At 69.7% G+C, this 19,925-nt stretch carries 21 protein-coding genes; 12 read left to right on the top strand and 9 right to left on the bottom strand.

Translation table 11 applies throughout. The annotated features are described in order from the left end of the window. Window positions 1–82: 82 nt before the first annotated feature. Window positions 83–1,555, bottom strand: a complete 1,473-nt coding sequence (locus BLV92_RS14655; protein WP_090546030.1) for a TAXI family TRAP transporter solute-binding subunit — start codon at window positions 1,553–1,555, stop codon at window positions 83–85. Window positions 1,556–2,085: 530 nt separating this feature from the next. Here BLV92_RS14655 and BLV92_RS14650 point away from each other — a divergent pair. Next, window positions 2,086–2,448 carry a BON domain-containing protein gene (locus tag BLV92_RS14650; RefSeq protein WP_090546028.1) on the top strand — a complete coding sequence of 121 codons (363 nt, stop codon included), beginning with the start codon at window positions 2,086–2,088 and terminating at the stop codon, window positions 2,446–2,448. Window positions 2,449–2,733: 285 nt separating this feature from the next. Then, window positions 2,734–2,979: a hypothetical protein gene (locus BLV92_RS14645; RefSeq protein WP_090546026.1), complete on the top strand. Its 246-nt coding sequence runs from the start codon at window positions 2,734–2,736 to the stop codon at window positions 2,977–2,979. Window positions 2,980–3,058: 79 nt separating this feature from the next. On the opposite strand, the gene BLV92_RS14640 is transcribed toward BLV92_RS14645, so the two are convergent. Further along, window positions 3,059–3,847: a sulfite exporter TauE/SafE family protein gene (locus BLV92_RS14640; RefSeq protein ID WP_090546024.1), complete on the bottom strand. Its 789-nt coding sequence runs from the start codon at window positions 3,845–3,847 to the stop codon at window positions 3,059–3,061. A gap of 264 nt (window positions 3,848–4,111) precedes the next feature. On the opposite strand from BLV92_RS14640, the gene rarD reads away from it, so the two are divergent. The 3 genes from rarD to BLV92_RS14625 all read left to right on the top strand — a co-directional run bounded on the left by rarD (window position 4,112) and on the right by BLV92_RS14625 (window position 6,002). Further along, entirely contained in the window at window positions 4,112–4,999 is an 888-nt protein-coding gene (gene rarD / locus BLV92_RS14635) for an EamA family transporter RarD (RefSeq protein WP_090546022.1), read from the top strand. 175 nt (window positions 5,000–5,174) lie between these two features. Then, on the top strand, window positions 5,175–5,552 hold the full coding sequence (locus BLV92_RS14630) for a copper resistance protein CopC (protein WP_090546021.1): 378 nt from the start codon (window positions 5,175–5,177) through the stop codon (window positions 5,550–5,552). Window positions 5,553–5,621: 69 nt separating this feature from the next. Further along, window positions 5,622–6,002: a DUF5594 family protein gene (locus BLV92_RS14625; RefSeq protein ID WP_090546019.1), complete on the top strand. Its 381-nt coding sequence runs from the start codon at window positions 5,622–5,624 to the stop codon at window positions 6,000–6,002. A gap of 37 nt (window positions 6,003–6,039) precedes the next feature. Here the strand turns inward: BLV92_RS14625 and BLV92_RS14620 are convergent, their stop codons facing one another. The 3 genes from BLV92_RS14620 to BLV92_RS14610 form a co-directional block, all read right to left on the bottom strand. Continuing rightward, window positions 6,040–6,894, bottom strand: coding sequence for a sulfite exporter TauE/SafE family protein (locus BLV92_RS14620; protein WP_090547105.1), 855 nt, complete (start codon window positions 6,892–6,894; stop codon window positions 6,040–6,042). 5 nt (window positions 6,895–6,899) lie between these two features. After that, entirely contained in the window at window positions 6,900–8,504 is a 1,605-nt protein-coding gene (locus tag BLV92_RS14615; RefSeq protein WP_090546017.1) for a bifunctional protein tyrosine phosphatase family protein/NAD(P)/FAD-dependent oxidoreductase, read from the bottom strand. Between the two features lie 347 nt (window positions 8,505–8,851). Then, window positions 8,852–9,187: an ArsR/SmtB family transcription factor gene (locus BLV92_RS14610; protein WP_090546015.1), complete on the bottom strand. Its 336-nt coding sequence runs from the start codon at window positions 9,185–9,187 to the stop codon at window positions 8,852–8,854. 119 nt (window positions 9,188–9,306) lie between these two features. Between BLV92_RS14610 and BLV92_RS14605 the strand changes: the two genes are divergently transcribed. The 4 genes from BLV92_RS14605 (at window position 9,307) to BLV92_RS14590 (ending at window position 12,509) form a co-directional block, all read left to right on the top strand. Next, window positions 9,307–10,200, top strand: a complete 894-nt coding sequence (locus BLV92_RS14605; RefSeq protein ID WP_090546013.1) for an MBL fold metallo-hydrolase — start codon at window positions 9,307–9,309, stop codon at window positions 10,198–10,200. A gap of 177 nt (window positions 10,201–10,377) precedes the next feature. Then, a complete protein-coding gene (locus tag BLV92_RS14600; protein ID WP_090546010.1) occupies window positions 10,378–11,190 on the top strand; it encodes an AraC family transcriptional regulator in 813 nt (270 codons plus the stop codon). A 142-nt stretch (window positions 11,191–11,332) separates the two neighbouring features. Continuing rightward, entirely contained in the window at window positions 11,333–12,301 is a 969-nt protein-coding gene (locus BLV92_RS14595) for a quinone oxidoreductase family protein (RefSeq protein WP_090546009.1), read from the top strand. Between the two features lie 31 nt (window positions 12,302–12,332). Continuing rightward, a complete protein-coding gene (locus BLV92_RS14590) occupies window positions 12,333–12,509 on the top strand; it encodes a DUF1427 family protein (protein ID WP_090546007.1) in 177 nt (58 codons plus the stop codon). 129 nt (window positions 12,510–12,638) lie between these two features. On the opposite strand, the gene BLV92_RS32090 is transcribed toward BLV92_RS14590, so the two are convergent. Beyond that, on the bottom strand, window positions 12,639–13,091 hold the full coding sequence (locus tag BLV92_RS32090) for a host attachment protein (protein WP_166676942.1): 453 nt from the start codon (window positions 13,089–13,091) through the stop codon (window positions 12,639–12,641). A 393-nt stretch (window positions 13,092–13,484) separates the two neighbouring features. Here BLV92_RS32090 and BLV92_RS32085 point away from each other — a divergent pair, with 393 nt between their 5' ends. Next, the gene (locus BLV92_RS32085; protein ID WP_167627063.1) at window positions 13,485–13,649 is read left to right on the top strand and encodes a hypothetical protein; all 165 of its coding nucleotides are present in this window, start codon (window positions 13,485–13,487) and stop codon (window positions 13,647–13,649) included. A gap of 186 nt (window positions 13,650–13,835) precedes the next feature. Here the strand turns inward: BLV92_RS32085 and BLV92_RS14580 are convergent, their stop codons facing one another. Next, complete coding sequence (locus BLV92_RS14580; RefSeq protein ID WP_090546003.1) at window positions 13,836–13,970, bottom strand: entericidin A/B family lipoprotein; 135 nt, start codon at window positions 13,968–13,970, stop codon at window positions 13,836–13,838. Window positions 13,971–14,063: 93 nt separating this feature from the next. After that, window positions 14,064–15,167, bottom strand: coding sequence for an MraY family glycosyltransferase (locus BLV92_RS14575; protein WP_090546001.1), 1,104 nt, complete (start codon window positions 15,165–15,167; stop codon window positions 14,064–14,066). 223 nt (window positions 15,168–15,390) lie between these two features. Between BLV92_RS14575 and BLV92_RS14570 the strand changes: the two genes are divergently transcribed. Beyond that, window positions 15,391–16,095 carry a GntR family transcriptional regulator gene (locus tag BLV92_RS14570; protein ID WP_090547103.1) on the top strand — a complete coding sequence of 235 codons (705 nt, stop codon included), beginning with the start codon at window positions 15,391–15,393 and terminating at the stop codon, window positions 16,093–16,095. 146 nt (window positions 16,096–16,241) lie between these two features. After that, on the top strand, window positions 16,242–17,363 hold the full coding sequence (locus BLV92_RS14565; protein WP_090545999.1) for a PLP-dependent cysteine synthase family protein: 1,122 nt from the start codon (window positions 16,242–16,244) through the stop codon (window positions 17,361–17,363). A gap of 124 nt (window positions 17,364–17,487) precedes the next feature. Here BLV92_RS14565 and BLV92_RS14560 read toward each other — a convergent pair whose 3' ends face one another. Further along, entirely contained in the window at window positions 17,488–19,665 is a 2,178-nt protein-coding gene (locus BLV92_RS14560; RefSeq protein ID WP_167627061.1) for a glycosyltransferase, read from the bottom strand. Window positions 19,666–19,925: the final 260 nt, after the last annotated feature.

Genomic DNA, 19,925 nt, shown 5'->3' with positions numbered 1-19,925 from the left:
GCGCGGCGCGCGGTCAGTCCGACGGGTTCCGATGTTACGCGATGAAAGGTGCGTTTGTGATCGCGTTTATGGGTTCGATCCGTCAATCGTCGCGCGTTCGGCCCGGCGCCGGGCCGGCCGCGTGCGGTTCGGCGCTGTCGTCCGCGTTGCCCGCTTCGTCAGCTTCATCCGCTTCGTCGTCCCGCTTCGCATTCTCGCCGTCGTCCGCCGCCCGCGCCGCGTGCACGGCCGCGAGCCGCGAACGCACGAAGCCGACATGCTCGCGCAGCACGTAGAACTGATCCGCATACGCGAGCGGCATCTTCATCGCGTTCACCGCTTCCTCGATCGCGTCGAGCCGGCGCAACAGCCCGTCGCGTTCGGCGGCCGACGTATCGCTCATCGCGGCCCGCTCGATGCCGATCAGCGAGCCGTACCAGCGATAGATCCGCGATTTTACCCGCCACGCATACAGCGACGGCACGAGCCGCAGCCCCGGAATCAGCACGACGATGATCGGCACGAGCAGCACGATCATCCGGTCCGCGAGGCTCGCGAGCCAGAACGGCAGCACGCGGTACAGGAAGCTCTTGCCGGACTTGTAGTAGCGCGCGGCGTCGTCGCTGATCGGGAAATCCTGGGTGCGCGGCGCGGGGAATTCGCCCGCTCGCTGCAGCAGCGTCGCGCGGCCGTGCACTTCCTTCGCGGCCTCGATCAGCAGGTCGGACAGCGCCGGGTGCAGCGAGTCGCGCGCGACCAGCTCGGCGGTCGGCGCGATCATGTGGATCGTCGTCGCCGGCATGTTGCGGCCGAGGTCGAACGCGCCCATCGGCAGCGTGATCGCGTTCAGGAACGTGAAGCGCCGCGCATAGGCGTCCGCCTGCACGAAGTCGAAGAAGCGGATGCCGGGCGTCCGGTACAGCTTGCCCATCACCGGCGGCTGCGCGGAGTCGCCGGCGAGGAACGCGACGTCGATGTTGCCGTCGATCAGCGCCTGCGCGGCGGCGTCGCCGGACAGCGGCAGCAGCTTCGTCGCGCCGCCCGGCGCGATGCCGTTCGCCTTCAGCAGCATCTGCGCGAGTTCGCGGGTGCCGCTGCCCTCGCCGCCGATCGCGAGCCGCTGGCCGTCGAACTGCGACAGCTTCGTCGCGAGCGGCCCGCGATAGAACACCGCGAGCGGCACATAAGCGACGCTGCCGAGCGACACGAGTCCGTCCGGCACCTTGCCGGCGAGGCCGTCCTGCACGAACGCGACGTCGACGTTGCCGTTCGGGTCCGCGAGCCGCTGCAGGTTCTGCGCGGAGCCTTCCGATTCGAGCACGTTCACGGTGATGCCGTTGCGCGCGAGGATCTCGCGATACTGCTCGGCCGCGTTCCAGAACGTGCTGCCCTTCGGGCCGGCGCTCATCGTCAGCGTGCCCGGCGGCGCGGGCTGGATCAGCCGCACCGCGAGCCAGATCGCGGCGAGGCTGACGAGCAGGATCGGACCGAACGACACCGCGAGATCGCGCCACGAAATCGCGACGAAACGCGCGACGAGACGGGGAGGGGCGCGGCGGCCGGAGCGGGACTTCATCGGGAGCGGGTGGGCCTCGGGCGGTCGGGGGAAGGCGCGGCAGGCGGGCGGGCCGCCGCGCGCCCGTCGATGGTACATGAGATCGCCGTCCCGGCGGCGGTCCGGCGGTCCGGCGGGCGACCGTGGCGCGCGCGCCGCGCGGCATCGCCAAACCCTTTGCGCGTCGTGACGGACCAGGCTAAATTGTGGGTCGCCGCCGCGCGCCGATCCTGCGCATCAACGACCCGAAGCGTCACACAACAAACGGGCGCCCGTCACCGGGCACGCAGCACGCGGAACATGCAGCGGCGCACGGGCCGCGTTGCCGCCGCTTCACGTTTCGAAGCGGCGCCGCGCTCCGCGCGACCTCCTTGCCTCTCGCACGCCGTGTCAAAGACCCTGACCAGCCCGTTGCCGCCCGCCGTCGAGGCCGGGCGGGCCGGTCCGCGGTAGTCGTAACGAAGCCGTCCAACCGGCGCGGCCTCGCGGTTCATCGGACCGTGCGGCGGTGGGGGAGGCGGTCCAATCCGGAGCAACAAGGAGAAGAAAGCATGAAATCGGTCAATTTTCTGAAGGCGCTGGGCATGGCGGTGTGCGTGACGATCGCGTGCAGCGCGTATGCACAGGACGACGCGGGCACGAACGCCACCGGCGGCACCGCGGCGACGGCTTCCGCGAAGCCGACGAAGACGCAGCGCACCGCGAACCGCAAGCTCGGCTACGCGGTCCGCCGCGCGATCTCGAAGACGCAGGGCATCGACGTGTCGAACATCACCGTGCGCTCGCGCGACGGCGCGGTGACGCTGACCGGCAGCGTGCCGGACCAGGGGCAGATCGACAAGGCCGGCACGGTCGCGCAGGGCGTCGCCGGCGTGAAGTCGGTGTCGAACAAGCTGACCGTTCAGCAGCAGTAAGCGCGGCGCGCATCGCCGCCACGGCGCGGGCGGACTCCGGTGCGACGCCGGGTCCGCCCGCGCGCGTTTGGGCGGTCCGATTTCGATTGCGTCGCGCCGGTCTCGCGCGTTTGTCCGGGCCGCCTGTCCCGGCCCGTTTGTCCGATGAATCGACAAAAAGGCGCGTGCGGAACGTGCGCGGTGACACACAGGTTTCCCGCCGCCGGGTATACCGTGAGAAGTATGCGTACCGACGCGGGCCGCGCGCGGACCGACCGCCGCGGCCCGGCTCCGAGGGAAACCGTCATGACCATCCGGACCTACACCGACCTGCCGATCGTCGACCGCGCCGCGTTCGAGCTGGCCTGCGCGCGGCACGGCCTCGCGCCGCTCCATTTCGAGATTTCCGGCGAGCCGGACCCGGACGACCCGTCGCAGGACGGTTTCGTCGTCGTGCGGCGCGGCCGCTGGGCGCAGGCGTACCGGATCGATCCGCGCGGGCGCTGGCTGCGGCAGTTCGAAACCGATCTCAACTGCCGGTTCTTCCGCTAGCCGCGCCGTCTCTTCCGCCAGGCCGCCGTCGCGCGGCCGTTTGCCGTGTTTCGCCGGGGTTTGCGGGTCTCGCTGGACGTTACGCGATCAGCAGCCGCGCGCCGACGAGCGTCAGCGTCGCCGCGAGGAGGTGGCGCAGCAATGCGTCGGGCGCGCGCGACGACAGCAGGCTGCCGACCGCGATGCCCGGCAGCGACCCGCACAGCAGCGACAGCAGCATCGACCAGTCGATCGAGCCGAGCAGCCAGTGGCCCGCGCCCGCGAGCAGCGTGAGCGGCACGGCGTGCGCGATGTCCGAGCCGACGATCCGCGTGGTCGGCAGCAGCGGGTAGAGCAGCAGCAGCACGGTCACGCCGATCGCGCCCGCGCCAACCGACGTCAGCGACACCAGCGCGCCGAGCACCGCGCCCGTCACGATCGTCAGCAGCAGCGTGTTGGCCTCGCGCGGCGCACGGCGGCGGCGCGCGGCGAACGCGGCCAGTTGCGGCCGGAAGATCAGCGCGATCGCGGTAATCAGCAGCGCCGCGCCGAGCACTGCCTGGATCAGATGGCCGGCGCGCGGCGAGTCCATCCCGTAGCGGTGCAGCAGGATCAGCGTGACGGTGGCGGCCGGCACGCTGCCGGCCGCGAGCCGCAGCGTCACGCGCCAGTCCACCGAGCCCTTCAGGCCATGCACGAGCGTGCCGGCCGACTTCGTCGCGGCCGCGTACAGCAGGTCGGTGCCGACCGCCGTCGCCGGATGGACGTTGAACAGCAGCACGAGGATCGGCGTCATCAGCGAGCCGCCGCCGACGCCCGTCAGCCCGACGAGAAAGCCGACGAACAGGCCGGACAGCGAATAAAGCGGATCGATATGGGGGAGTGACATCGGGCGGGCCGGCGGCAAGCCGGGGTCAGGGGGCGGTCGCGTCGGTCTGCGCGGCGTCGGCATCCGGCGGGCGGCGCAAGCGGCCCGTCAGGCTGGACAGCGGCAGTCGTAAGCGGCGAAAATCCGCTATTGTCGCAAAACCGGCGATCCGGCGCTGGCCCGTCCGGCGATGCGTGCGAATGCGCGTCAAGCGCGGCGCGGGTTGCAAGGCCGCCTGCCTGCCCCGAGGCACGCGTTTCCCGCCGCGCCATAACAATCGAGACCATGAATCCCGGCATCCCGTACGCGCTGCTCGCCTTCGTTCTCTGGGGCCTCTTCCCCGTCTACTTCAAGACCCTGCACCAGATCCCGGCGCTCGAAATGCTCGCGCACCGGATGGCCTGGTCGCTGCTGTTCGTCGCCGTGGTGCTCGTCGTGCGCCGTCACTGGCGCTGGCTCGGCGCGGCGCTCGGCGACCGCCGCGTCGTCGGCCGCTTCACCGCGAGCGCCGCGCTGCTGTCCGCGAACTGGGGGATCTACATCTGGGCGGTCAACGCCGGCCACATCGTCGAGGCGAGCCTCGGCTACTTCATCAACCCGCTGTTCAACGTGCTGTTCGGCTACGCGTTCCTCGGCGAGCGGCTGCGGCCGCTGCAAGGCGGCGCGATCGCGCTCGCGGCGGCCGGCGTCGTGTACCTGACCTGGCAGAACGGCACGCTGCCGTGGATCAGCCTCGCGCTCGCGGCGACCTTCGGCGGCTACGGGCTGATGCGCAAGACCGCGCGGCTCGGCGCGCTCGAAGGGCTGACGATGGAAACGCTGCTGCTCTTTCCGGTCGCGCTGCTGTATCTCGCGGTGATCGGCTGGCGCGGTGAAAGCGCGTTCGCGGCCGCGCCGACGTCGCTGCAATTCCTGCTCGCGCTGGCCGGCCCGATCACCGCGGTGCCGCTGCTGCTGTTCGCGGCGGCCGCGCGGCGCATTTCGCTGTCGACGCTCGGCGTGATCCAGTACGTGACGCCGACGCTGCAACTGCTGACCGGCGTCCTCATTTATCGCGAGCCGTTCGGCCACGTGCAGATGCTCGGCTACGGTGCGATCTGGGTCGCGCTCGCGCTGTATTCGCTCGAAGGCATGCGCAACGCGGCCGCGCTGCGCGGCGCGCGGGCGGGTTGAACCGGGGCGGGCGAGCAGCCGTGTTGGTTCCGGAAGCCGGCGCGCGTTATGCGACGCGGCGCGCGGCCCGGCGCGGGGCTGGTCCGCGCGCGTGCGACACGGTACGATCACCGGACCGATTCATCCTGCGCCGCGCGGAGTCCGTCGCGGCGCGCATCAGCCGGAGTCCGATCCGATGACGTTTGCCCGCCGCTTCGCCGGCACGGTCGCGCATGCGGCCGTCGCCGTTTCGTTTTTCGCCGCTGCGTCGCTTGCGTATGCACACGCGTATCCGAAGGTCCGCACGCCCGCCGCCGACTCGACCGTCGCCGCGCCGCACGAAGTCGCGATCGAGTTCGACGACGCGCTTGAACCCGCGTTCAGCTCGATCACCGTCAGCGACGCGCAGGGCCATACGGTCAGCGCCGGCAAGTCGGCGGTCGATGCGCAGGACAAAAAGCACATGGCCGTCGCGGTCGGCGATCTCGGGCCGGGCGTCTACACCGTCAACTGGGTCGCGGTCGCCGCGGACGGCCATCGCACCCAGGGCCACTACGCGTTCAACGTGAAATGACGCGACGCGCGTGTCGCCGCGGCAGTCCCGGCGACGTCGCGCGCCGTCCGCCAACGGAGCGGTCTGCGCATGAACAGCGAAGCAGCACAGCGATTCGAGCATGAGTTTGCGCCGCGCATCGCCGCGTGGATCGCGAGCCATCTGGACCCGCAGATCCGCGTCGAGGTAGTGCCGCGCGAAGGACGCGGACACCCGACGCGCGTGCGCCTGTCCGGCGATCCGGGCGTGCTGCGGCATCCGTACGAGCATCCGCTGAACGTGTCGCTCACGTGGGATAGCGCGGAGATCGAGCGGCTGCTGGAGCCGGGCGGCGATACGCGCTTCGGGCATTACCTGGAATCGACGTCGCGCAAGCTGCATGCGTGGGAAGCCGCGCGGCCGATCGACTTCGCGACGCGCACGCAGGGCGAGCCGGAAATCCTGATCGGCGGGCTCGATTTCGAGGGCTGAAGCGGGAACGGGCCAAACGGTAAGCGGCCGGCGCGGCTCAGTGCGGAGCGACGCCCGTTGCGAGCAGCGCGTGCACGGCCTTCGCGGCCATCCCGAGCGCGACGAATCCGGCGAACAGCGCGAACGCCTGTTGCAGCCGCGCGCCGCTGACGTGCCGCGCGAGTCCGCGTCCGCCGAGCATCCCGACGAGCGCGCCGGCCGCGAACGGCAGCGCGGCGATCCACAGCATGTGCCCGGACGCGGCCGATGCGACGACGCCGGTCGTCGACACCAGCGCGATCACCGCGAGCGACGTCGCAACGATCTGCTGCATCGGGATGTCGGATGCGCGCCGCAGCGCCGGCACGATCACGAAGCCGCCGCCGACGCCGAGCAGCCCCGACAGGAAACCGGCCCCCGCGCCGGACAGCGCGAGCGCCCGCGCGCACGGCGCGGTCCAGTCGAGCTTGCCGCGCGCGAGGTCGAGGCGGCACGGCAGGCGGGTTTGCCGATGCGCCGCGCCGTCGTTGTCGTGGCCGGAAGCACCGCGCGCCGCGCGCAGCATCCGCCACGCGACCAGCGCGAGCACGCATGCGAATGCGAGCGTCAGCGGCGCGTCCGGCACCTGATGCGCGACCCACAGCCCGAGCGGCGACACGACCGAGCCGGTCGCAGCCATCAGCGCGGCGGCCTTGTAGCGGACGTGGCCTTCGCGCAGCGCGAGCAGCGCGCCGACGCCGGCCGACAACCCGACCGCGAGCAGTCCGATCGGCGCGGCGCGCGCGACTTCCAGCCCGAGGCCGAACACGAGCAGCGGCACCGCGACGATCGCGCCGCCCGCGCCGGTCAGCGCCAGAATCAGGCCGACCACCGAGCCGAGCAGCGCGCTCGTCAGCATCGCGGCGTCCGTCATCGCGTTCAGCCCCGCGACGCCCGCGTGAACCACTCGCGGCCCTTCAGCATGCCGGACCAGTAGAAGCGCGGCAGCACGCTCGCCTTCAGGAACCACATCAGGCGGCGCGGGCGCGTCGGATCGAGCGGGAACGTCGGCAGCAGCTTGCCGCCGTAGCCGAACTCCGCGAGCACGACCTTGCCGCGCTCGACCGTCAGCGGGCACGATCCGTAGCCGTCGTAGCGGTACGCGAGCGGCTGGCCCGCGCGCGCGGCGAGCAGGTTCTCCGCGACGATCACCGCCTGCTTGCGCGCCGCCGCGCCGGTTTTCGCGTTCGGCGCGGAGGCGACGTCGCCGAGCCCGAACACGTTCGGGTAGCGCGGATGCTGCAGCGTCGCGTGATCGACTTCGCACCAGCCTGCTTCGTCCGCGAGCTGGCTGTCGCGGATGAAGTCCGGCGCGACCTGCGGCGGCACCACGTGGATCATGTCGAAGTGCTTCGCGACCCGCGTCGCGTTGCCGTTCGCATCCTTCACCTCGAACGTCGCGGTGCGCGACGGACCGTCGATCGCGACGAGGTTCGACGAGAACACGAGGTTCGCGCCGTAACGCTTCACGTACTCCATCAGCGGCGGCACGAACGTCGCGACGCCGAACAGCACCGCGCCGGCCAGATCGAATTCGACGTTTACGTTCGACAGCACGCCGCTGCGCCGCCAGTGATCGCACGCGAGATACATCGCCTTTTGCGGCGCGCCCGCGCATTTGATCGGCATCGGCGGCTGCGTGAAAAGCGCGGTGCCGCCCTTCATCGACTGCACCAGTTCCCATGTGTACGGCGCGAGGTCGTAGCGGTAGTTCGACGTGACGCCGTTCTTGCCGAGCGTTTCCGTCAGGCCGGCGATCCGCTCCCACGCGAGCCGCAGCCCCGGCGCGACGATCAGGCTCTGGTAAGCGATCCGCTGGCCGTTGTCCAGATGGACGACGTTGGCCTGCGGCTCGATCCGCGACACGGCCGCGCGGATCCACTTCGCGCCCGGCGGGATCACGCTCGCCATCGGCCGGCGCGTTTTCTTCACGTCGTATGCGCCGCCGCCGACGAGCGTCCACGCGGGCTGGTAGTCGTGATGGCCGTTCGGCTCGACGATTGCGACGTTCAGATTCGGCTGGCGGCGCAGCAGGCTCGCGGTCACGGTGATGCCGGCGAGGCCGCCACCGATCACGACGACGTCGTAGGTCGTGTCGTCCCACGTGCACGCGGGCGCGACGGCCGGCGCGGGCGCGCTGGCGGCCGTCGCCGGCGAACGCGCGAGCTGGTACAGGCTCGTCGCGCGGGTGCCGCTGCGGCAGAACGCGAGCACCGGCGCGGGCAGATCGACGAGCAGTTGCGCGAACGCTTCGGCGTCCGCCGCGGTGATCTGGCCGGGTTTCACCGGCAGGTAAGCGAACTGGAGGCCGAGTTTCGCGGCCGCCGCGCGCAGTGCGTCGGACGTCGGCTGCGCCGCGCCGCCTTCGTGGTCGGGACGGTTGCAGACGATCGACCGGTAGCCGGCCTGCGCGAGCGCGGGCAGGTCGTCGGGCGTGATCTGGTCGGCGCTCGAAAAACGTTCGTCGTGCTGGACGAGTTGCATGAGTGTGGGACTCCTCGGAGAGTGGGTCGGGGCGGGTCGTCGCCGCCGCGTGGGCGAGCGGCGATCGACGCTGGATCCCGGGTCCGTGACGGCTCGCGTGCTGCGCGGGGCGGTTCGGCTGGACCGGCGGGAGTTTGTCACCGCGACCGGAGCGCCGATACGTGCCGCGGTCAAGCCTTCGCGGGATCGGGACGACGTCGGCTGGTGCGGCTACGGGCAGGTGGTGCCGGCGAGCAGGCGGCGGGCGGCGAGGGGATGGTGAAGCGTCGAGTGAAGAGCCAGGCGATGGAGCCGGCGCGGCCGGCCGGCCACGCGCGGGGGCGGCGAAGCGGGCTGATGGGCCGGGCTCACTTGAGCTGCGCCCTCAGCTTGCCGCAATAGAGGCTCGACAGCGTCTGCATCACCTGGATGACTTCGAAGCCCGCGAGACTGTAGTAGATGTACTTGCCTTCGCGGCGCGTCTGCACGAGGCCTTCTTCGCGCAGCACGCCGAGATGCTGCGACAGGCTCGGCTGATGCACGCCGACGAGTTCTTCGAGTTCGCCGACGTTGCGTTCGCCTTCGGTCAACTGGCACAGCAGCAGCAGACGGTCTTCGTGCGCGAGCGCCTTCAGCAGCGCGCACGCCTTCGCGGCCGATTCGCGCAGCGCGCCGAGGGCTTCGGGAGTGAGCGGTGAGTTCATAGGTCGTCGCGCAAAACCGCGCGCGTTGTGCTGGATCCGTGACGGGTCGGTCAATTCATTGACAAACATTATATCGATTCATAATATGTGTTTCAATAGATGATGACCTGGAGTTCCGCATGACGCTTCCGACCGCCGGCCGGCCCGACACATCGCCATCGCTCGTCGAGCCGTTTTTCGATCCCGTCACCGCGACGGTCACTTACGTCGTGCACAGCGGGCCGGGCTCGGTCTGCGCGATTGTCGATCCGGTGCTCGACTACGATCCGAAGTCCGGCCGCACGTCCACGGCCTCCGCCGACCGCGTGGTCGCGTTCGTCCGCGAACAGCGGCTCGCCGTCGACTGGCTGCTCGAAACGCACGCGCACGCGGACCATCTGTCGGCGGCGCCGTATCTGAAGGCGCAGGTCGGCGGGCGGATCGCGATCGGCGAGCACATCCGCACGGTGCAGCGGGTGTTCAGCGACGTGTTCAACCTCGGCCGCGAAGTCGCGACCGACGGCACGCAGTTCGATCACCTGTTCGCGGACGGCGACACGTTCGCCGTCGGCCCGCTCGCCGCGCGGGCGCTCCACGTGCCGGGCCACACGCCGGCCGATCTCGCCTACCAGATCGGCGACGCGGTGTTCGTCGGCGACACGCTGTTCATGCCGGACGTCGGCTCCGCGCGCTGCGACTTCCCGGGCGGCGACGCGCATACGCTGTACCGTTCGGCTCGCCGGCTGCTCGACCTGCCGCCGCAGACGCGCCTCTTCATGTGCCACGACTATCCGCCGGACGCGCGCGAGCCGCGCTTCGAGACGACCGTCGCCGCGCAGCGCCGCGACAACATCCATCTGCACGACGGCGTCAGCGAGGACGCGTTCGTCGCGATGCGCTCCGCGCGCGACCGCACGCTCGACATGCCGACGCTGATCCTGCCGTCGATCCAGGTGAACATCCGCGCGGGGCGGATGCCGGAGCCGGAGGACAACGGCGTCCGGTATCTGAAGATTCCGTTGAACGCGCTGTAACCCGCGCGCCGCCTTCCTTTGCCGATCACCGTTCGCGCCGCCGCGGGCGGTTTGCGCTTCGCGGGCGTGCGTCGTGATCGAAGCACCGTCCCGCGTTTGCGCGCTTCGCCCGCCAGGCTATGCTGTCGCGCATCGGCGTCGCCGCGCCACGCGCGGCGGGCCGCCTTCGTCATCACCATGCCCAAAGCCCTGCCGCCGGACCTGCGCGTCGGCCCCGATCACGGCCGCTCGCTCGCGCGGCACTACCCGCGCGGCCTGAAAATCGATCCGCATATGCACGACTGGGCGCAGGTGCTGTACGCGGTGTCCGGCGTGATGTGGGTCGAGACCGGCCGCGAGGCGCTCGTCGTGCCGCCGCAGCGCGCAGTGTGGCTGCCGCCCGGCACGCTGCACGGGATCACGATGATGAGCGCGGTCGAGATGCGCAACGTGTATCTGCACGGGCGCTACGTCGGCCACCTGAGCCGCGAGTGCGACGTGTTCGAGGTGAACGGCCTGCTGCGCGAGCTGATCGCGACGCTCGCCGAACGCGAGGCGGAACGCGACGAAGCGTGGCTGCAGACCGCGTACCGGCTGACCGTGATGGAACTCGCGCACGCGCGCCGCCACGTGCAGCGCATCCCGCTGCCCGGCGGCGCGGACCGGCGGCTCGCGATGCTGTGCGACGCGGTGATCGCCGCCCCGTCGCTCGACGTCAGCTTCGAGCAGCACGCGGCGTCGGTCGGGGCGAGTTCGCGCACGCTGTCGCGACTGTTTCGCCGTGAACTCGGCACCGGGTTCGCGGAGTGGCGGCGTCAGGTGCAACTGGCGGTCGCGGTGTCGCGGCTCGCGGAAGGCGAGCCGGTGAGCCGCGTCGCGCGTTCGCTCGGTTATCTGCCGAGCAGCTTCAGCGACATGTTCCGCCGCGAACTCGGCGCGCCGCCGACCGGCTTCCAGGCGACCCAGACGCTGAAAGCGCCCGCCGACGAAGCGTCCGCGCCAGCCGCGTGACGCCAACGCGTGCGGCGGGCCTGTCCGGTATTCGAAAGCATCTGTCCGCACGATCGTCTGCCGGCAAACTAGACTTCGCCTGAAATCGACGCGACGCGACGCGAACCGCGCGCCGTCGGTCCCCACCCAGCGGAGTCACGCCATGAAAGCCATCCAGTTCAAGACCTTCGGCACCCCGGACGTTCTCGAATACGTCGAACTGCCGACCCCGAAGCCCGCCGCCGGCCACGCGCTTATCCGCGTGAAAAGCGCGTCGGTGAATCCGAGCGACGTGAAGAACGTGTCGGGCCACTTCGGGCACACGCAACTGCCGCGCGTGCCGGGGCGCGACTTCAGCGGCACCGTTGTCGCCGGCCCCGACGAGTGGCTCGGCGCGGACGTATGGGGCACCGGCGGCGACATCGGCTTCACGCGCAACGGCACGCACGCCGAGTTCATCGAGGTGCCGGCCGCCGCGCTCGCGCGCAAGCCGGCTTCGCTCGACCACGCGCAGGCGGCGTCGATCGGCGTGAACTTCGTCGTCGCTTGGCTCGGCACGGTCGAGTACGCGCGCGTCGAGGCCGGCGAGACGATCGCGGTGATCGGCGTGTCGGGCGGCGTCGGCGGCGCGGTCACGCAGATCGCGAAGGCGCGCGGCGCGCGCGTGATCGGCATCGACCGCCACGAGCCGCATCCGGATTCGCCGGCCGCGCGGCTCGTCGACGAGTTCGTGCCGTTCGACGACCAGACCGCCGCGCGCGTGCGCGAACTGACGGGCGGCGCGGGCGCGGAAGTGGTGTACGACGCGGTCGGCGGCGTCGCGTTCGAACTCGCGCTGTCGCTGGCGAAGCGGCGCGGGCGCGTGGTCGAGATCAGCGCGACCGGGCGGCGGCGCGTCGAGTTCGACCTGATCGACTTCTATCACAACGAGACGCAACTGCTCGGCGCGGACAGCGCGAAGCTCGGCGTCGTGGAGTCCGCGCCGATCATGACGGCGATCGCGGAAGGGTTCGACGCGGGCCGCTTCGAGGCGCCGGTCGTCGCGCTGCGGTTCCCGCTCGAACGCGCGCGCGAAGCGTACGAGGCGGTCGCGGGCGGCACGCGCGGCCGCGTCGTGATCGACGCCGAATGAGGCGCGCCGCGCACCGGGACAAGGAACTGCGATGAAGGCGTATCTCGTTTCGCTCGCGGTCGGCGTGGTCGTCGGCCTGCTTTATAACGTCGTCGACGTGAAGTCGCCCGCGCCGCCGACGATCGCGCTCGTCGGGCTGCTCGGCATGCTGGCCGGCGAGAATGCGATTCCGTTCATCCGGCATTGCATCGCGTATTTCGCCAGTTGAGCGGGTAGGCCGGGGCGAGGTGGTTTTGCGTGGTGAACGGCGACGGCCTGGCGTTTGCGGTCGAGGCTTGCCGCATGGCTGACGGATTTTGCTTGCGCCGCCCGCTAGCGCGGCGGACGGCCCGCGCCGTTACGCCTCGTGCCGAACCAGCCGCTCCGGCAGGTACGCGCGCAGTTCGCGCGCGCCGAGGTGCGCGAGATCCTTGTCGAGTTCCAGCGTGACGAGGTTCTGCGTCTGCGCGTCCAGATGCTTGCGCAATTCGCCGAGGAACGCGGGCGGCGCGGCGACGATCAGCGTGCCGAACCGGTCCGTTTCGCGGCCCTTCGCGAGACACGCGGCGATTTCGGCCGCGAACACCGCCGCTTCGTGATCGTGCTGCGCGGTGTCGGAGTCCGCGTGACGGCCGGTGCCGGCGCGGTCGTAGGTGCGGCCCGGCTTGTCGGTGACGAGACTCTGCTCCGGCGCGCGGCCGGCCGGATGAATGAGCGTTTCGATTTCGTCGAGCGCGCCGAGCGGACTGTCCGCCGTGAAGATGCGTGCGGTCGCCCGGTTGGCGACGGCGATCCAGATGGTCTTCGTCATGTTGTCCTCGCTGCGCTGGCTTTGGCGAACCGTTGCGGCGCAGAAGCGGCCGCACGGTGCCGAAGCGATCGGTGGACTCGCGGGCGCCGAGCGCGCCGCGAGCTTCAAGGGTAGCGCGATCCCGACAGCCGGGCGGTGCGAATGCGCGGGTTTCGTTGTGCGAAGCGGCCTTGTCCGGGCGGGGTGCGCGAGGACTGCGGCAGCGATATTCGTTCCCGGGAACCGGAGCGGGGTTTTTCGGAGGCCGGTAAAGGGCAAACGCATCGGTAGTGCGCGCGCCGATGCCCAAGCCGCTCAATCTCCGGATAACACAATCCGCGCGCGCCTGTTCCTGATCGACTATGCGCATCGAGTTGTGGGGCCGCGCGCTGATCGCGATGCCGATGCAGCCCAATGGCGCGGCGCGTGCCGGGCGTGCGATCGAGCGCGGTCGAGATCGACGCGTGGGACGTCAACTGTCCGAAGCATATCCGCAGCGTTTCGAAACCGCCGACGTCAAAGCAGCGCGCTCAGCAGGGCGTGCGCATTCGCGACCGGGAGAACAAGTGGCACACCTGAACGGGCGAGCGACGGCCGTGCCGGCAGAACCGGTCGAGCGGCGATGAAGCGGAGCGGAGACGGAGTTTCGCAGGCTGGATGAGCCGGTTTGGTGCGGCGGGGTGCGCCGAGGGTGGCGCAGGCGCCCGCCGCGCCGCGCGTTGCGCGGCCAGCAACGGATGGCGGAAGTCCGCGGCGGGTCGCCGCTTATTTCGCCTTTTCCGCGCTGTTCGTGATTGCCTGGCCGCCTCGCGACAGGTCTTCGCCCGCGCCGGCGATGGTGTTGCACGCGGCGAGCGTGACCGAGAAGAGGGCGAGCGCAAACGCGATGTATCGAGTCATGACGGTTCTCCTTTTAATGTCGGCGCCGACGTTGCGGCAGGCCCGATTGTACGCGGTAAGAGGGCCATATGCGTTGAGCGCGCACGCCGCTTGCTACGTACGGCGACTTTTGCGCACCACCAGCCATTTCGGCGAGCGGAACCGCACGATGCTGACGTACAGCCACACGTAGGTCGCCGCGAACAGCACGACGAAGCAGAACAGGTGGACCGTGTGACGCCAGAACAGCGTCGCCGGGATCACTGCGAGCAGGCACAGCAGCCACAGGTACGGCGACGTCAGCGAGTTGCGGTGCGTCAGTTCGCGCGCGGTGCGCGCGCCGACCGCCCAGCGCATCAGCCGCTTGTACACGAGCATGTGCAGGTGCACGCCGTCCGGAATCCCCGGCGACATCCCGCGCACGAACTTCTTCCGGTAGATCGAGAAGCACGTCTCGAAGATCGGGTACATGAACAGCAGCACCGGATACCACGCGGACACGTCGCGGTTGCGCATCACGAGCAGGATCGACAGTTCCGCGAGCATGAAGCCGATGAAATACGCGCCGCCGTCGCCGAGGAAGATCAGCCCGGCCGGGAAATTCCAGATGAAGAAGCCCATCACCGCGCCCATCATGACCAGCGACGCCGACAGCACGACCGCGTCGTGCACCTGGAACGCGACGTAGCCGAGCGACGCGAACATCATGAACGCGACCATCGACGCGAGGCCGTTGAAGCCGTCGATGATATTGATCGCGTTCGCGAGCGCGGCGACCGCGAGCACGGTGATCGCGAACGAGATCGCCGGGTACGACAGCAGGAAGTCGAGCGGCGGCACGCTGATCCGCGTGACCGCGATGCCGAGCGCGAAATACGCGATCGCGGCGGCCGCCATCGTGCAGACGAGCCGCGCGAGCGGCGACACGCGTTTCGTCAGGTCCTCGGTCAGCCCCGAGCCGAACGCGGGCAACCCGCAGGCGGCCAGGCCGAGAATGCCGCCGGACACCGCCGGATACGCGCCGTGCAGTTGCGCGGCGGACACGACGAGCCCCGCGAGGATCCCCACGCCGCCGATGCGCGGCACCGGCCGCGCGTGGAATTTCTGCACGCCCGCGAGATCCGCATCGGTCGAGAACTTTTCATGCAGATGCGCGTAACGCACGATCAACAGCGTAACCAGCAGTGAGACGATGAAGCCAAGCGCGAAACTGAGCATGAAAGCGGGACCGGGGAGTGGATGCGCGATTATACAAAGGCCGCGCGACGCCTTTGCCGCAGCCGGCGGCGGCATCCGCGCGCGCGCCAGACCGCCGTTTATTTCACCCCGATCAATACGGGGTGGAAACCGTCTGCCGATAATCTCGCGGATCATGCGAGACAAGTCCCTATCCCATCCGGACGACGCCGAGCCGCGCGTCGACAGCGGCGGCGCTGCCGCCATGCCGCTGCGAGGCGCGCCGGACGGCGTGTCGCGCGCCGACTTCGTCTACGCGCGGCTGCGCGAGGACATCTTCGAACTGCGCCTGTTGCCCGGCGACCGGCTGACCGAGACCGGCATCGCGTCGCGCTTCGAGGTGTCGCGCACGCCCGCGCGCGAGGCGCTGCAGCGGCTGCAGGGCGACGGATTGATGCGCGGCTACGTGCGCGGCGGCTGGGAGGTCGCGCCGATCGACTTCAGCCGTTTCGACGACCTGTACGAAATGCGCGAACTGATCGAGACGTTCGCGATCCGCCGTGTCTGCGACCGCTACGCGCGACGCCTGCCGGACGTCGTCGAGACGCTCGACGCGCTCGATGCGCTGTGGAACGTGCCGCCCGCGCAGCGGATGACCGACGGCCGGCGCGTCGCGGAGCACGACGAAGCGTTCCATCTCGCGCTCGTCGATGCGGCCGGCAACGAGGAAGTGTCCGCCGCGCTGCGGCGCGTGACCGACCGCATCCACGTCGTGCACCGGCTCGGCTTCATCTACGGCGACCGTGTCGGCGACACCTACGACGAACACGCGGCGCTGCTCGCCGCGATCCGCGGCGGCCACTGCGACGAAGCCGCCGCGCTCGCGTCGCGGCACGTGTACCGCTGCCGCGCGGAAGTCTGCAAGCTCGGCGCGCAGCGGCTCGAAGGCGTGCGTTTCGCGGCCGGCTGAGCGGGCGCGGCACACGCGCCGCGCCGCAGATTTTCCGCTTCAACGTCGAAATACTGACGATCGTGTCGCCGAGTGTAAGATGACGTCCGTTCAACGCGGGGGCCGCCGGTTTCCGCGTGTCCGTCATCGTTACTGCAAGGATGCCGATGCCCCATTCCGCCTGGACGCGCGATGCGATCCGCAAGATCGACGCCGACTTCAACCGTTCCGCCGACACCCACCTGATACCGCTCGACCTGCCCGGTTATCCAGCGCTGCGCTTCTATCTGAAGGACGAATCGAGCCATCCGACCGGCAGCCTCAAGCACCGGCTCGCGCGCTCGCTGTTCCTCTACGCGTTGTGCAACGGCTGGCTGCACGAGGGCAGCACGGTGGTCGAGGCGTCGAGCGGATCGACCGCGATCTCGGAAGCGTATTTCGCGCGGCTGCTCGGGCTGCCGTTCGTCGCGGTGATTCCGGCGAGCACGTCGCGCGCGAAGATCGACGCGATCGGGTTCTACGGCGGGCGCTGCCACCTGGTCGCGAATCCGGCCGACATCTACACCGAGTCGCACCGGATCGCGACGGAGTCGGGCGGCCATTTCATGGACCAGTTCACGTACGCGGAGCGCGCGACCGACTGGCGCGCGAACAACAACATCGCCGAGTCGATCTTCAGGCAGATGGCCGACGAGGAGCATCCGGTGCCCGCGTGGATCGTATCGAGCGGCGGCACCGGCGGCACGATCGCGACGCTCGGGCGGTATGTCGCGTATCGCCGGCATACGACGCGCGTGCTGTGCGCCGACCCGGAGAACTCGGTGTTCTTCGACTACTACGCGAGCGTGCTCGACGGGCGGCCGGACCGCGGGATGACGCTCGGCGTCGGTTCGCGGATCGAAGGGATCGGGCGGCCGCGCGTCGAGAGTTCGTTCATCCCGACCTGCATCGACGCGATGGCGAAGGTGCCGGACGCGCTGTCGTTCGCGGCGATGCGCTATCTGGCGGAACGGCTCGGGCGGCGCGTCGGGGGGTCGACCGGGACCAACTTCGTCGGGATGCTGTATCTGGCGGAACGGATGAAGGCGGCCGGCGAGGCGGGGGCGATCGTCGGGCTGCTGTGCGACAGCGGCGAGCGGTATCGGAGCACGTATTACGACGACGCGTGGTACGACGCGCAGGGGATTCCGGTCGACGAACCGGACCGGGTGATTGCGCGGGCGGCGGCGGGGGAGCGGGTGTTTGGGGACGCGGGGGTGGGGGTCAGGACGGCGGGGGTGACGGCCTGATGGCCGTCGTGCCTGCGAACGCGGAATTCAGCCGGGTAATGAGCGACGTCGAACAGGGGCGTGCTTATTACCCGGCCGGAATCGATTTGCGGCAGCCGCAGGCCGGTTCCTGGTTTCGTGCGTATCATCCTGCCGCTTCGGCGCTCCCCGAACGCTGGGCGGCCAGCGCCCGCCACGTTTCGAACAGCGGGTGGAGCGTGATGTCGTCCGCGTAGTGCTCGAACGCGCGATCGATCGCGGCGATGAAGCGCGCATGCCACGTTTGATCGTCCCACGATTGCGTTTCTATGATGCGCGCCGCCAGTTCGTCGACGTTCGCATAGGCGGTGCCGGTCTTGTCGACGTACTCGATCAGCGCGGGATCGCCCGGCACGACCGGAATGGCGCCGCACGCCATGGCCGCCGCAATCGGCGTCGGCATGCCGAGCGTCGAATTCTCCGGGGGTTCTCCGCGATCGGGCAGATGCAGATAGATGCCCGCCTGCGCCATCAGGCTCGCCAGTTCGGCTTGCGACTGGATCGGATGGACTTCGATCGCCGCATGGCTGCCTGCGATCTGTGCGAGCCTGGCGTCGAGCGGGTCTTTTTGCCCGGCGGCTACGGCAAGCACGAACCGGTGTTCGGGGAGGCGACGCGCCGCTTCGACGAGCAGTTCGATCTGTTCGGCCGACGCGGCGGTGACCGCATGCAGTATCGTGCGACGGTCTTTCGCGAGGCTGCCGTCGCCCGGCGGGACGAACAGTTCGGTGTCGAATACGGCGTGCGTCATGTGCACCCACGGACACGGCGGCACCGTCACGGCTTGGTACGGGTACAGGTCTGCGCGTGCGACCTGCGAGGCCGGGTCTGTCACCGCACTCACGTCCTGAGCCCCTTCGCTGCTGTCTGCACGAACGGTGACGGCGATGCCGCGCGTATTCGCGACGTTCAGTGTGGCGGGGAGCGCGCCGATGCGATGGACGTGTATCAGGTCGGGCGTCGATCGTTCGATGGCCGCATCGAGAGCGCCGCGATGTAGCGGCACGTCGGGGAGCAGGGATGGGGCGACGTCTTGCGCGAGCCAGACCTCGACCTTGACTCCTGCACGCAGCGCCGCGCGGACCTCGGTCCACAGGCAGGCCCAGTCGAGTTCGGGTCCGGGCTGGATCGCATAGAGCACGCGAGGATTGACGCTCGCGCGGGGAAGCCACTTTCGCTGGATCAGGAAGCGGTTGCGGCCGATATCGGCGCGCCGCGACACGCGGTCTTCGCCGCGCGTGTTGTAGCTGACTCCCGCGATCAGCAGCCGGGTCGGCGGCCGGTCTTCGGTATAGCGCAGCACGAGATCCCAGTCCACGAGCCGCGTGAGCCCTTCGTCGAATCCGCCGAGGCGTTCGTACACGCTTCTCCGATGGGAGAAGACATTCAGGTCGATGAAGTTGGCGGCGAGCAGCATGTCGCGGTTCCATTCGCGACACAGAATCCGCTTGCCGTCGACGTACGGGCCGTCGCTGACGAGCGCGGCATAGACGCAATGCGTCGCTGCGGACGCATCGAATGCGGACACGACTTCCGCGAGGTAGTCGGGGAACGCGCGGTTGTCCGAATCCAGGTATGCGACGATGTCCCCGCGTGCATGCGCGAGGCCATGATTGCGGGCGGCGCAGACACCCGACGCGGGCAATTGCAGCAGCTTGATGCGCGGATCGGATGCGGCAAGTGTTTCGACCGTCGCGACCGTGCCGTCAGTGGAGCCGTCGGATACGACCACCGCTTCCCAATCCCGCATGGTCTGCGACTGAAGGCTGGCCAGCGCGCGGCGCACCGGCCCGGCCCGGTCGCGGACCGGCATGATGACGCTGACCCGCGGCGCGGACGACGAAGGCGCATAGTGCGGCAGCGCATTCGCGAGCAGCGAATCGAGCATGCTTGCCAGCAGTCCGTCCACCAGCCGACCTTCGCGGGCCACTAATTGCCCCTCGTGCGCGAGGCGGGCATCCATCGACTGCACATGGGCTGCGATCGCGCCTTCCCGTGCGCCGGCTTCCGCGGCGAGTGCTTCGGCCACCGCTGCTTTGTCGGCATAGCGCGATTCGGCGTCGGCGCGCAGACGCTGATCTTCTGTCTGCCGGGCCTCGGTTTCGTCGGTGATCGCCTGCCGCAACTGCGCAGACTGCCGCAAACGCTCGTCGATCTCGGCATTGAGCGTCGCGGCAAGCGAATCGATGGCCTGCCGGCGTGCCTCGGCTTCATCCGACAACTGCTGTACGAGGGGAGCCGTGATCCGGTCGCGGATCCGACGCAAGAGCGGGCGCAGATCCACGCCCAGTGCTGCGAGTTGTGCGAGACGTCCTTCTGAGCGTCGGGGAAATGGCATGGGTTTTCAGTGAGTGCGGAGTTCTCGATGTGGGGTTGCTGGTCGACCCAGCGCCAGATTCGTGCCTGACGCCTGTGCATGCTGGACGTGCGCGGAGCAGCGTCCAGGCATGGCTTGACGATCCGCACGAGGGCGCATGGAAACCGCAAGCGAGGCCGTTGCCTGCCGCGCTGGAACGTGGGCCGAACCGATGCGGCCGGCACCGC

Origin of the sequence: Paraburkholderia caballeronis (genome assembly GCF_900104845.1) — a bacterium.
Taxonomy (GTDB): Bacteria; Pseudomonadota; Gammaproteobacteria; order Burkholderiales; family Burkholderiaceae; genus Paraburkholderia; species Paraburkholderia caballeronis.
This window is presented reverse-complemented; position numbering and strand designations above follow the sequence as displayed.